General features: G+C 68.8%; 12 protein-coding genes. 6 read left to right on the top strand and 6 right to left on the bottom strand.

Going from position 1 to position 11933, the window contains the following annotated elements:
* Window positions 1-3 precede the first annotated feature (3 nt).
* Entirely contained in the window at window positions 4-1020 is a 1017-nt protein-coding gene (locus AC1C2U_RS08005; protein WP_495361214.1) for a TAXI family TRAP transporter solute-binding subunit, read from the bottom strand.
* Between the two features lie 25 nt (window positions 1021-1045).
* Window positions 1046-3196 carry a TRAP transporter permease gene (locus tag AC1C2U_RS08010; RefSeq protein WP_495361215.1) on the bottom strand — a complete coding sequence of 717 codons (2151 nt, stop codon included), beginning with the start codon at window positions 3194-3196 and terminating at the stop codon, window positions 1046-1048.
* Window positions 3197-3296: 100 nt separating this feature from the next.
* Between AC1C2U_RS08010 and AC1C2U_RS08015 the strand changes: the two genes are divergently transcribed.
* The 3 genes from AC1C2U_RS08015 to AC1C2U_RS08025 are packed head-to-tail and all read left to right on the top strand — an operon-like array spanning window position 3297 to window position 6306.
* Window positions 3297-3953 (top strand): response regulator transcription factor, encoded by a 657-nt coding sequence (locus tag AC1C2U_RS08015; RefSeq protein WP_495361216.1) that lies wholly within the window; start codon window positions 3297-3299, stop codon window positions 3951-3953.
* Between the two features lie 2 nt (window positions 3954-3955).
* Window positions 3956-5368: a sensor histidine kinase gene (locus AC1C2U_RS08020; RefSeq protein WP_495361217.1), complete on the top strand. Its 1413-nt coding sequence runs from the start codon at window positions 3956-3958 to the stop codon at window positions 5366-5368.
* Window positions 5365-6306 carry a TAXI family TRAP transporter solute-binding subunit gene (locus AC1C2U_RS08025; protein ID WP_495361218.1) on the top strand — a complete coding sequence of 314 codons (942 nt, stop codon included), beginning with the start codon at window positions 5365-5367 and terminating at the stop codon, window positions 6304-6306. Before AC1C2U_RS08020 ends, AC1C2U_RS08025 begins: the two co-directional genes overlap by 4 nt.
* Window positions 6307-6324: 18 nt before the next feature.
* Here the strand turns inward: AC1C2U_RS08025 and AC1C2U_RS08030 are convergent, their stop codons facing one another.
* Window positions 6325-6447 carry a hypothetical protein gene (locus AC1C2U_RS08030; protein WP_495361219.1) on the bottom strand — a complete coding sequence of 41 codons (123 nt, stop codon included), beginning with the start codon at window positions 6445-6447 and terminating at the stop codon, window positions 6325-6327.
* Between the two features lie 170 nt (window positions 6448-6617).
* On the opposite strand from AC1C2U_RS08030, the gene AC1C2U_RS08035 reads away from it, so the two are divergent.
* The gene (locus tag AC1C2U_RS08035; RefSeq protein WP_495361220.1) at window positions 6618-6884 is read left to right on the top strand and encodes a hypothetical protein; all 267 of its coding nucleotides are present in this window, start codon (window positions 6618-6620) and stop codon (window positions 6882-6884) included.
* A 120-nt stretch (window positions 6885-7004) separates the two neighbouring features.
* On the opposite strand, the gene AC1C2U_RS08040 is transcribed toward AC1C2U_RS08035, so the two are convergent.
* Both AC1C2U_RS08040 and proC read right to left on the bottom strand, forming a co-directional pair.
* Window positions 7005-8729, bottom strand: a complete 1725-nt coding sequence (locus tag AC1C2U_RS08040; protein ID WP_495361221.1) for a beta-N-acetylhexosaminidase — start codon at window positions 8727-8729, stop codon at window positions 7005-7007.
* Window positions 8726-9577, bottom strand: coding sequence for a pyrroline-5-carboxylate reductase (gene proC / locus AC1C2U_RS08045; RefSeq protein WP_495361222.1), 852 nt, complete (start codon window positions 9575-9577; stop codon window positions 8726-8728). The genes AC1C2U_RS08040 and proC overlap by 4 nt, the downstream gene beginning before the upstream one ends.
* 137 nt (window positions 9578-9714) lie before the next feature.
* Between proC and AC1C2U_RS08050 the strand changes: the two genes are divergently transcribed.
* Complete coding sequence (locus AC1C2U_RS08050) at window positions 9715-10677, top strand: cation diffusion facilitator family transporter (protein WP_495361223.1); 963 nt, start codon at window positions 9715-9717, stop codon at window positions 10675-10677.
* A gap of 247 nt (window positions 10678-10924) precedes the next feature.
* Here the strand turns inward: AC1C2U_RS08050 and tadA are convergent, their stop codons facing one another.
* On the bottom strand, window positions 10925-11395 hold the full coding sequence (gene tadA, locus AC1C2U_RS08055; RefSeq protein WP_495361224.1) for a tRNA adenosine(34) deaminase TadA: 471 nt from the start codon (window positions 11393-11395) through the stop codon (window positions 10925-10927).
* 147 nt (window positions 11396-11542) lie between these two features.
* Between tadA and AC1C2U_RS08060 the strand changes: the two genes are divergently transcribed.
* Window positions 11543-11926 carry a hypothetical protein gene (locus tag AC1C2U_RS08060; RefSeq protein WP_495361225.1) on the top strand — a complete coding sequence of 128 codons (384 nt, stop codon included), beginning with the start codon at window positions 11543-11545 and terminating at the stop codon, window positions 11924-11926.
* The last annotated feature ends 7 nt before the right edge of the window (window positions 11927-11933 follow it).

Consider the following 11933-nt stretch of genomic DNA (forward strand, 5'->3'; position numbering starts at 1 on the left):
GGGTCACTTCCCGGTGAGGGCCTCGAGCGCCTCCGCTGCGCCAGGGTGCAGCGAGATCGGGTCGGTCTGCTTCGCATCCTCCGGGTCGAACGCGGCCGCGGCCGCGTGCACCTGTTCCAGCTTGTCGACGTTGCTCCAGATCGTCTCGGTGATGTTGCACGCGGTCGCGTCATCCATGTCATCGCGCACGAGCAGCACGTTCGGCACCACGATCGTCGGCACATCCGCATCGAGCCCGTACGTGTCGGCGGGAATCGCACCCTCCTGGTAGACGGGACTGATCTCCTGCAGCCCGTCGAGTTCGGGAGTGATGTCGATGAACTCGACCGTGCCGGCATCCGAAGTGAACAACTCGGTGATGTTGGGGGTCGGCAATCCGCCCGACCAGAAGATCGCATCGACCGTGCCGTTTCGCAGACCGTCGACGCTCGTCGCGAGGTCGAGTCGCTGAGTGGTGACGTCGGTGTCGGGCGTGAGGCCGGCGGCCTCGAGCAGTCGGACCGCGATCACCTCGGTGCCCGACTTCGGCGACCCGGTCGACACCGTCTTGCCGGCCATGTCGGCGATGGTCGTGATGCCGCTGTCCTGCCTCACGATGACCTGGGTGTAGTTCGCGTGGATCATGCCGAGTGCTTCGACGGGCTGCGGCTCGCTGAACGAGCCGGTGCCGTTGACGGCGTCGGAAGCGGTGTCGGCCAGCGAGAACGCGATGTCGTAGTCGCCGCCCACGAGCTGCTCGATGTTCTGCACGGAGGCCCCGGTCTCGGCGGCGGTGACGCGCAGCTCGGTTTCACTGCTCAAGACATCCGAGATGGCACCGCCGAGCACGTAGTAGACGCCGGTCGAGTTGCCGGTGGCGATGGTCATTTGCTGGGCTGGGGCGACGCAGGCCTCACCGCTGCCCTCGGCGGCCGGTTGTTGCGGCTGTTGGCCGCCGCACGCGGTCAGCAGCAGTGCGGATGCGGCCAAGGCCGCGAACGCTGCGCCGACCTTGCCTCTGTTCGAAGTTCGGAGTGTCATGTGCGTGTTCCTCTCTTGGTGGCGGTCAGGGGTTTGAGACGAGGGGGCGCTGCGCTGACGCGTCGGCCGGGCCCCGAGCGCGGCGCCTGCGAAGCCAGTTGACGGCGATCGCAGCAGCGATGCAGACGAGGCCGATGGCGATCGAGACCGGCACGAGGTAGAGGCAGCACAGCGCGCCGAGGAGCAGCAGGATGCGCTCGGGCCAGTTCGCCGGGCCGAGCACCCATCCGCCGGTGGCGCCGGCCAGGGCCGCGACGGCGATGAGCGACACGACGGTCGCCCACAGCGAGGTGAGAAGTCCGCCCTGCAGCAGCAGTGAGCCGCCCGCAGGGGTGAGCACGAACGCAAGCGGCACAAGGAACGCCGGCAGCGTGTACTTCGTCGCCTGCCACATCGTCTTGATCGTGTCGCCGCCGGTGATCGCCGCGGATGCGACGGCCGCGAGCGCCGTGGGCGGGGAGACCTCGGAGAGCACCGCGAAGTAGAAGATGAACATCGCCGCCTCGGGCCGCTCGACCCCGAGGGCGATGAGCGCGGGGCCGATGATCACCCAGGAGATGATGAACGATGCGGTCACCGGCACCGCCAGGCCGAGCAGGATGATCGCGACCGCGGCGAGCAGGCACGTGATCGTGAGGGTGACCTCGGGGTTGTCGCTGACGGCTTCGGCGAGCGAGACGAGCATGCGGGCGAAGGTGAGGCCGATGCCGGTCTTGACGATGACGCTCGTGATGATGCCTGCGGCCGCGCACACGGCGACGACTGGAATCGCGCTTCGGATGCCGCTCGCGAGTGCGTGGTACAGCTCGCCGAGATACTCGGCGACCGCCTTCGGGAGGGTCGTCGCCACCGAGGCGTCGTCGAGCGGGTCGCGCCGCGACACCATCCGCTCGACGAGTCCGAACGCTGCGGCGACGAGCGTCGCGTAGACGATCGAACGGAACGCGGGCAGCCCGAGCGCGAGGAAGAGGATGATGACGGCGAGCGAGAGGAAGTGGTAGCCGAAGCGCGCGACCAGCTTGCCGAGGTGCTTCCTCGGCACATCCACCGCCCGAGTCGCGAAGCGGCGGGCGTCGATCTCCACAGCGAGGAAGATGCCGACGTAGTAGAGGATCGTGGGGATGATCGCCCAGATCATCACTTCGAGGTACGACACCTGCAGGTACTCGGCGATAATGAAGGCGGCCGCGCCGAGCGTCGGCGGTGAGAGGATCGCGCCGATGCCGGCGGCGGCGAGCATCCCGCCGGCGTTGTTCCGCGGATACCCCGCGCGCTGCAGGATCGGCCATGCAAGGGAGCCGAGCGTCACCGCCGTCGCCGTGCCCGAACCCGACACCGTGCCGAGCAGGAACCCGCTCGTCACGACGGTGCGGCCCGAGGCCGACCTCGACGCGGGAAAGAGGGAGAAGGAGAAGTCGATGAAGAAGCGGCCCGCCCCCGTCGCCGACAGCACGGCACCGTAGATGATGAACAGCACGATATAGGTCGCCGCAACGCCCAGTGGCGTGCCGAAGAAGCCCGATTGGTCGTTGTAGAAGCCGTTGATGATCTGGTCGAAGTTCACGCCCGCATGGCTGATCGCCCAATCCATCGGCAAGAAGCCGCCGTAGTAGGCGTAGAGGAAGAACACGACGCAGAAGATCGGGAGCACAAGGCCCGTGGTGCGACGGGTCGCCTCGAGGATCAGCAGTGTGAGCGCGGTGCCCGCGATCACGTCGACCGTTCCGAGTGTGCCCTGTCGGTTCAGGAACGCGTCGAAACCGCCTCCGCCATCACCGATCACGATCGGCAGGATCGGATAGGTGCAGACGAACGCGGTGGCGGCCGTGAGCGTCCAGTCCCACCATGTCGGCGCATCGGAGCGGAGCGGATCCCTCCGGCGCTTCCGGCCGCGGTACAGCAGGAAGGTGAGCGGCAGCGTGACCGACAGGAAGGCGATGAGTGAGAACTGCGTGCCCTGGGGCAGCGGGAAGAACACCTGGTAGAGCACGAACAGCGATACGACGAAGCAGTACGCCGTGATCACGCGCTCGAGCCGAATCGGCAGTGTGCGTGACGGGCGCTCTTCGTCGAACTCGGCGATGATGTCGTCGGGTGGCAACGGGCCCGAGCCGGCCTGACCGGCCTCCATCGTGGAGGCGGCGCGACCCGTCGGTTCTACTTCGGTGTAGGACATGGCGCAACCGTAGGGCGGCCGCCGCATCCTTCGCCCGAGCCGTCCGGAATCCTTACATCGCCTTTACATCCGCCGAGACCTCGATGTCTAAACTGCGAGGATGCGTGTGCTCATTGCCGAGGACGACACCTCCGTCGCTGCTGCCCTCGCATCGGTGCTCGCGCAGAGCGGCCACCACACCGAACAGGTGTCCCGGGGCGGCGACGTGCTCCTTCGGCACCATGACTTCGACGTGCTCATGCTCGACCTCGGACTCGAAGACACCGACGGCTTCGACGTCATCAGACGGCTCCGCCTCGTGACCGACCTGCCGGTGCTCGTCGTCACGGCACGCGGCGACGAGCGGTCGACGGTGCTCGCGCTGCGCCTCGGCGCCGACGACTATCTCGTGAAGCCCGTGCGAATGCGTGAGCTGCTCGCCCGACTCGAGGTCGTCGCCCGCCGCCGTCTCAGCGCCCAGCCACTCGACCGCGTGCGCACGGGCACCCTCGAGATCGATCTCGGAGCCCGACGGGTGCGCGGCGACGGCGAAGAACTCGCGTTGACGCCGACCGAGTTCTCGCTGCTCGCGGTGCTCGCCCGCCGGGTGGGCGCGGCCGTGAGCCGGGAGCAGATCCTCGACGAGGTGTGGCATGACGCCTACGCCGCCAATTCGCGAGCCTTCGACGTGCACCTCGCGCAGTTGCGACAGAAGCTTCCGTCGGGCGACGCGATCACCACGATCCGCGGCTACGGGTACCGCCTGGAGGCGTCGTAGGCATGCGTGCCCAGGTGCTGCTGCCGCTCATGCTCTTCGGTCTCCTGGCCGTGCTCGCGATCGTCGTTCCCGTGGGCGAGTCGATCGCGGTCTCGCGCACCCAGCAACTCGCCCTCGCCCGCGCATCCTCGATGGACCACATCGTGCGGCTCGCCGAGAACGCCATCACCTCATCGGATGCCGCGGCGCTCGAGCGGTATCTCAACCGCTTCGGCGAGGTCTACGGCGAGTCGGTGGTCGTGCTCGACGGCGAGGGCGCCGACATCGCCGAGGTCGGCGCCCTCACCCCGGCCGACGAGGAGGTGCGGGCGCATGTGCTCGCCTCGTCGCGCAACCTGCCGCAGTGGCAACTGCCGGTCATCAGGCCGTGGAGTACGGGCACGGCACTCGTCTCCGAGCCGGTGCTCGGCACCGGTGAACTCAGCATGGGCGTCGTCGTCCTGCAGATCGACGCGGCGGCGGCCAGGCGCGACATCACGCTGTCGTGGCTTCTTGTCGCGTTCGTCGGGTTGCTCGTGCTCGGCGGCCTCGCCGCGGCCTCGCTGTGGTGGACGAACTGGGTGTTGCGACCCGTGCGCGCGCTCGACGACGCGACGAACGCGTTCAGTGAGCACCGCGACGTGCGGCTCGTCGACGCCACCGGCCCGCCCGAGCTGCGCCGGCTCGCCGCATCGTTCTCGCGCATGGCCGAGGGCATCGAGGACACCCTCGTGCAGCAGCGCGACTTCGTGGCCGACGCATCGCATCAACTGCGCAATCCACTCGCGGCCATCCGCCTGCGCATCGACGCGCTGAACCGCGACGGCTCAAGCGACGACTCCCTCGAGATCGTCGACGCCGACCTCGACCGCCTCGAATCGACCGTCGGACGGATGCTCGTGCTCGCCGATGCCGAGCATCGTGCGACGGCCGAGGTGAGCAGCGGAAACGGCTTCGCCGAGGCGTCTCGTCGCGAGCACACCGTGCCGACGGCCGCCGCGCTCGCCGAACCGTTCCAGCCCCTCATGCGGGATGCGGGCCAGAGCCTGGTCGCCGAAGGCACGACCGAGGTGCAGATCGCCTGCCGCCGATCGGATCTGGAGGAGATCGTCGCGACGCTGCTCGAGAATGCCAGGAAGTACGCCGGCGAGGGCGCAACGGTACGGCTCGCGCTGGAGCACGAAAGCAAGGGCGAAAGCGAGGACGACGCAGTGCGCATCGTCATCAGCGACGACGGTCCCGGGCTCGACGACGATGAGCTCACGCAGGCGGGCACCCGATTCTGGCGTTCAGCGCAGCATCGCGGGCTCACCGGTACGGGGCTCGGACTGGCCATCGTCGGGCAACTCGTGCGCGCGAACGGCGGCGCGTTGCGTATCGACCGTGCCGACGAGGGCGGCCTGCGTGTCGCCGTGCGATTCGGAGCGATCTCGTGACGGGCGGCTCGATCTCGCGCCGCGCGCTGCTCCTCGGCTTCGCCGGGCTCTCGGCTCTCTCGCTCGGCGGCTGTGCGCGACCGGGCACCGGCGGAACGCTACGGATGGCATGCGGGGAGCCCGGGGGCACCTACATCCGCTTCGGCCAACTGTTGAGCGACGCTGCAGTCGCCGCTGGTGCCGTGACCGCGATGGAGGCGCTTCCGACCGACGGCAGCATCGAGAACATCGGGATGCTCCGCTCGGGCGACGCCGACCTCGCGATCGCGCTCGCCGACTCGGCCGCGATCGATCCGCACGGTCTCGTCTCGATCGGTCGCGTCTACCAGAACTACCTGCAGTGCATCGTGCCGGTCGATGGTCCGATCACGAACGCGGGCGATCTCTCCGGCCGAGTCGTCTCGATAGGTGCACCGGCATCCGGCACGGCGGAGACGTCGCGCAGGGTGTTCGACGCACTCGGCCTGACGTCGGGCGCGCGAGCCGCGTCGCTCGTCGAGCTCAACCTCGCCGCTGCCGTCACCGCACTCGAGACCGGCGGCATCGACGCCCTGATGTGGTCGGGCGGCATCCCGGTTCCGGAACTCGATCGCCTGCACGGCGTCATCCAGGTGACGCTCGTCGATCTGAGCGCCGCGATGCCGCTGCTCGGCGAGGTGCATGCCGACGCGTACCAGCAGACCGTCGTACCTACCGGCGTCTACGCGCTCCGCGAGCCGATGCCGACGATCGGCGTCTCGAACTTCCTCCTGGCGCGGGCGGATCTTCCGGACCCTATCGCCACCGCCCTCGTCGATATCCTCATCGACGATGCGGTGCGACTCGTTCCGGAGCGCTCGGCCGGGCTGCAGTATCTGACGCCTTCGAGCCTCATCGACACCGGGTCGATGCCGCTGCACCCAGCGGCCGAGCGGCGCTACTTCGAGCGCTACGGGTGACGGCGCGGCGGCTGGATGTCAGCGCTTGCGCGTCTTGATGAATCCCTCGTCGGTCTTCTCGCGCTTCTGCGCTCGCTTCTCTTTCAACGAGAGTTGGGCCTGCTTCTTCGTGGCGTTCCCACGTGTGTTCTTTTCAGACATTCGAGCTCGCTTCCCTTCGTCAGCTGGCGGGCTTCCCCTGACCATAGCCCACCCCGCGACAGAAGTCATGTCCGCTCGGAGCGAACCGCGTTGCCGCTCGGAATTCGGCCATGTTCAGGTATTTTTCCGCAGCATGGGCTAAGCTGAAAGGTCATCTGAAGGAGAGTGACATGCGGAGGGTAAACCCCATCGCCGGGGCCGTCGTCGTCGCGTTCTGGCTGTTCATGATCGGCTTCGCCGCCGGTTTCGAGGGCGAAATCGCATCCGACCCGACGCTCACCCGTGAGCACCCCGACGCGGCACTCGCGGGGCTCGTCGGAGGAGCCACGACCGTCGGCGTCGTACTGCTGGTGGGCGCGTGCGTGCTGCTGGCGAGGGCCGTGCTCGGTGCGCACCGCTCGCGCACGGCGCGCACCGCGGCGCGCACCGCGGCGTAACGACCGAGCGGCTGAGCGCCGGCGCGAGAGCCGAGCCATCGAATGCAGGATGAGCGCACCGACGACCGTCGATAACGGCTGCCTTCGAGCGCTCATCCTGCGGACGGGGCAGGCGCAGTGCTATTCGAGCAGGTCGGCCGTGAGCGCGGCGAGTTCAGCCTGCCGGTCGGCCTTGTCGCGAGGCGCGCCGGGGACACCGGGCCGCCTCTGCCACGGGTGCGGACCGTCGAGCGGGCGGTACGCGACCCCGACGGCGTCGTAGATCGCGAGCTGCAGGGGCAGGCGCGCCGCGAAATCCTCCCAGTGCTTGCCCGCACCGCTCCACGCGACCTCGGCGAACGCCGCGAGCCGCGGGAACACCATGTAGTCGAGCCGCGAGACCGTGTCCATGTGCTCGCTCCAGGCGTTGGCCTGCACGCCGAGCACATGGCGCCGCGTCGCCTCCGAAGCATCCGCCGGCAGGGGTTCGAAGTCGTACACGTCGCGGAGGCTCTGCACGGTCCCGACGGGAATCGGCTCGTCCGCGGCATCCGACTGCCGGTAGTCGAGGTAGGCGAAGTCGTCGGGGCAGAGCACGACGTCGTGACCTCGGGCCACGGCGACCTGGGCACCACGGATGCCCCGCCACGATGCGATCGTCGCGCCCGGGTCAAGCGGGCCCTCGAGCACCTCATCCCAGCCGTAGAGCCGCCGGCCGGCCGCGGTGATGTGAGCGTCGAGTCGGCGGATGAACCACGCCTGCAACTCGTTCGGCGTCGCGAGATCGCGTTCGGCCATGAGCTGCCGTGTGCGCGCATCGACCGCCCACTGCGTCTTGCGGGCCTCGTCACCGCCCACCGCGATGTACCGCGACGGGAAGACCTCCATGACCTCGTCGAGCACGTTGCGAAAGAAGTCGACCGTCGATTCCTCGGTGTTCAGCACGTCGTCGTTGATGCCGTAGCGCGTCCACACCTCGTACGGCCCGGCGGTGACGCCGAGCTCCGGATACGCGGCGAGCGCTGCCCGCACGTGGCCGGGCGTCTCGATCTCGGGCACGACCTCGATGTGCCGTTCGGCGGCGTACGCGACGATCTCACGCAGATCGTCGTGCGTGTAGAAGCCGCCGACCGGGCGGCCGTCGAGCGTCGATTCGGGCCCGTGCCCCAGCTGCGACTCGGGCCGCCATGCGCCGACCTCGGTGAGCCGAGGGTAGCGGCGGATCTCCATGCGCCAGCCCTGGTCGTCGGTGAGGTGCAGTTGCAGCACATTGATCCGGTGCAGGGCGAGCAAGTCGATGAGACGCAGTACCTCGTGCTTCGGCCGGAAGCTGCGGGCGACGTCGAGCATGAAGCCGCGCCACGCGAAGCGCGGGGCGTCGACCGTGACGGATGCCGCGGCGCGCCACTGCCGCCCCGGCAACGCCGACCGCCGGAACCCGTCGGGCCCGAGCAGCTGCCGGAACGCGAGCCCCCCGTAGAAGAGGCCCGCCTCGGAGCCGCCCGTGATGCGCACGCCGCCCGGCGCGACCTCGAGCCGGAACCCCTCGCGCGGCAGCTCGGGGTCGATGTCGAGCGCGATCCCGCCCGCGACGCCCCGCTGGTCGAGGAGCGACGAAGGAGCGTCTCGAGACCCCTCATCGGGGAGCGCGTCGCCCGCCGATCGGGTTTCGAGACGGCGCTGGAGCGCCCCCTCAACCCACGGGTTCACGGGCAGCGCGAAGCCCGTTGCCGCGCGAAGTTCGGCCTGCAGGCGGCGGGCGACGGATGCCGCGGCATCCGTCGCCCGGATGGCCGTGCCTGCGTCGAGCCTGAACTCGCCGTCGCGTGCCTCGAACGAGACCGGCTTCGGGATCAGCCCGCTCACGCCCCGGCCGCCAGCTCGCGGGCACGGGCGAGCGCGGCATCGGTGGCGCGGTCGAACGTCTCTTTGAGCGAAGCCTCCTCGAGCACCGCGACCGCGCGCTCGGTGGTGCCCTTCGGGCTCGTCACCCGGCGGCGCAGCTCGGCAGGGCCGGCATCGGATGCCGCGAGCAGCTCGCTCGCGCCGCGGAACGTGCCCTCGACCATGACTGCCGCCTGTTCGGGCGTGAAGCCCTTGTCGATCGCCGTCGCCGTGATCTGCTCGATCAGGTAGAAGACGTAGGCCGGCCCGGAGCCCGAGATCGTGGAAAGGGCGTCGATCTGTTCCTCAGGCACGACGAGCACCTCGCCGACGGTCTCGAAGAGCGACACGGCGAGCGCGAGGTCGGCGTCGCTCGAGCGAGTGCCGGCCGAGATGCCGGTGACCGCGCGGCCGACGACCGCCGGGGTGTTCGGCATCGAGCGGATCACCGCGACCGACTCGGGCAGCAGCGACTCGAACGTCGCCACGGTGACCCCGGCGGCAACGCTCACGATGACTGAGCCGGGGTCGAGCGCGTCCGCGATCTCCTCGAGGAGCGCCGGTACCATGGCGGGCTTCACAGCGACGACCACGAGTTTCGCGCCCGCGACCGCGGTGCGGTTCGCTGCGGCATCCGTCTCAGTGGCGTAGGCGGTGACGCCGGCGAGGCTCGCGAGCTCGGCAGCCTTCTCGGCACTGCGGTTCGTCGCGCGGATGCCGCCGGCGACCTCGACGCCCGGTTGCAACAGGCCCGTGAGCACGGCGCGGGCCATCGACCCGGCCCCCAGGAACGCGATCGCGGGCAGTCTGACGGGGGCGTCGGCACTCATAGCGACCATCCTAGGTTCGGGGTCGAATGCTGTGCCCGGAGCGCACATTTCCGCTCCGCCGCCACTTTTAGGATTGCTCCATGAGCGCATCGGGCTCTGATCAACGCAGCCCATCTCAGCCCCTTTAGGATTGCTCCATGAGCGCATCGGGCGGCAACAAAGCCATCATCGCGGCATTCCTCGCCAACACGGGAATCGCGATCACGAAGTTCATCGCCTGGTTCTTCTCGGGCTCGTCCTCGATGCTCGCCGAGGCGGTGCACTCGGTGGCCGACGCCGGCAACCAGCTGCTCCTCATCTTCGGCGGCCGTCAGGCGAAGCGTGCGGCCGACAAGGAGCATCCGTTCGGCTACGGCCGCGAGCGGTACGTCTACGCGTTCGTCGTCTCGATCATCCTGTTCTCGGTCGGCGGGCTCTTCTCGATCTACGAGGGCATCGACAAGCTGCAGCATCCGCATGCGCTCGACGTGCCGTGGCTGCCGATCCTCGTACTCTCGATCGCGATCGTGCTGGAGTCCTTCTCACTGCGCACCGCCGTGAAGGAGTCGAACCACGTGCGCGGCAAGCTGAGCTGGGTGCAGTTCGTTCGGCGCGCCAAGGCTCCCGAGCTGCCCGTCGTGCTGCTCGAAGACGTCGCTGCGCTCCTCGGCCTCGTCTTCGCGTTCATCGGCGTCGGGCTCACGATCATCACCGACAACCCGCTCTTCGATGCCATCGGCACCCTCTTCATCGGCACGCTGCTGATCGTCGTCGCCGTCGTGCTCGGCATGGAGACGAAGTCGCTCCTCGTGGGCGAGGGCGCCAACGACGACGACGTCGTGCGCATCGAGCAGGCGATCCTCGCCGGCCCAGAGGTGGAGCGCATCATCCACATGAAGACCCTTTACCTCGGCCCCGACGAGCTGCTCGTCGGCGCGAAGGTCGGATTCGCCGCCGACCAGCGCCTGCTCGAGGTCGCAGCGACGACGAACGCGATCGAGCAGCGCATCCGCGATGCCGTGCCGTCCGCTCGAGTCATCTACATCGAGCCCGACGTCTACGTCGAGCCGAACCTCGCGGCACCGCCCACCGACGCCATCGTCATCAAGGGTCTCGAGTGACGACGAGGCAGCCGTTGGTCGACTAGCGACGCAGGAGAGAATCGAGACCCCCGGGTGGACAGGTCTCGATACTCCCCGCTGCTCGAGTAGCGACGCAGGAGCGTACCGAGACCCGCCCGGCCAAGAGGTCTCGATACGGCGCTGGCGCGCCTACTCGACCAGCGTGGGGGCTGCCCCGCTGGCGCGCCTACTCGACCAGCGTGAGGGCTGCCTCGCTGGCGCGCCTACTCGACCGGCGTGAGGCGGGCTACGGGCGACGCAGGGGGTCGTCGAAGAAGTCGAGCAGCAGCTGCGCCGCGGCATCCGCTTCGACACCCGAGAACACCTCGACGCGGTGGTTGAGCCGCCGATCGCGAAGCACGTCGTAGAGGGAGCCCGCTGCGCCGGCCTTCTCATCCCATGCGCCGAACACGACGGTCGGGATGCGGGCCGCGAGAATCGCCCCCGCGCACATGACGCACGGCTCGAGCGTGACCACGAGCGTGCAGTCGGTCAGGCGCCAATCGCCGGTGGCCTCTGCGGCTGAACGGAGCGCGAGGAGCTCGGCGTGAGCGGTGGGATCGCCGAGCAATTCGCGTTCGTTGCGACGCGCGGCGATGACCTCCCCGGCGGCATTCACGACCACAGCACCTACGGGCACGTCTCGCGTGGCCGGCGCCTGCTCGGCTTCGGCGAGTGCGAGGCGCATCCACTCGTGATGGCGGCCGGACTCAATCATGTTCGCGCTCGGCCATGACCTCGGGCGCTGCATCGAGGATGCGATCTCGCGTCGACATGGGCCTCCTGTACACCTGACTTCCGGTATCGTATCATCGTGGTGAGTGAATGCTTACTCACCACTCGATCCAGCCCATCGGAGGCAACCTTGGAACCCCTCGAACTCACCCGCCTGCTCCTGCTCGTCGTGCATTTCGTCGGCCTCGCCGCGATCATCGGCGCCTACATCCTGCAGATGCCCAGGCGATCGGGCTTCGACTTCTCGCCGGTGCTGGTCGGCTCGATCGTGCAGCTCGCCTCGGGCATCGCGCTGATCGCCGTCAACGAGATCGGCGGCACCGAGATCGATCGCGCGAAGGCGTTCGTGAAGCTCGGCATCGCGCTCGTCGTGCTCGTGCTGGCCATCGTCGGCGTGATTCGCGGCCGCGCGCTGAAGCGGGCGGAGCAGACGGATGCCTCGCTGCGCCCGGTGCTCTGGAGCGCCGGCATCGCCGCCATCGCCAACGTCGCCGTGGCGGTGTTCTGGCACTGACGAGGAG

Source organism: Agromyces sp. Y575 (assembly GCF_059445445.1).

Excerpts from the sequence above, each read along its gene's own strand:
- AC1C2U_RS08015 (WP_495361216.1), top strand. The coding sequence starts at position 3,297 with ATGCGTGTGCTCATTGCCGAGGACGACACCTCCGTCGCTGCTGCCCTC.
- AC1C2U_RS08010 (WP_495361215.1), bottom strand. The coding sequence starts at position 3,196 with ATGTCCTACACCGAAGTAGAACCGACGGGTCGCGCCGCCTCCACGATG.
- AC1C2U_RS08005 (WP_495361214.1), bottom strand. The coding sequence starts at position 1,020 with ATGACACTCCGAACTTCGAACAGAGGCAAGGTCGGCGCAGCGTTCGCG.
- tadA (WP_495361224.1), bottom strand. The coding sequence starts at position 11,395 with ATGATTGAGTCCGGCCGCCATCACGAGTGGATGCGCCTCGCACTCGCC.
- AC1C2U_RS08035 (WP_495361220.1), top strand. The coding sequence starts at position 6,618 with ATGCGGAGGGTAAACCCCATCGCCGGGGCCGTCGTCGTCGCGTTCTGG.
- proC (WP_495361222.1), bottom strand. The coding sequence starts at position 9,577 with ATGAGTGCCGACGCCCCCGTCAGACTGCCCGCGATCGCGTTCCTGGGG.
- AC1C2U_RS08020 (WP_495361217.1), top strand. The coding sequence starts at position 3,956 with ATGCGTGCCCAGGTGCTGCTGCCGCTCATGCTCTTCGGTCTCCTGGCC.
- AC1C2U_RS08050 (WP_495361223.1), top strand. The coding sequence starts at position 9,715 with ATGAGCGCATCGGGCGGCAACAAAGCCATCATCGCGGCATTCCTCGCC.
- AC1C2U_RS08030 (WP_495361219.1), bottom strand. The coding sequence starts at position 6,447 with ATGTCTGAAAAGAACACACGTGGGAACGCCACGAAGAAGCAGGCCCAA.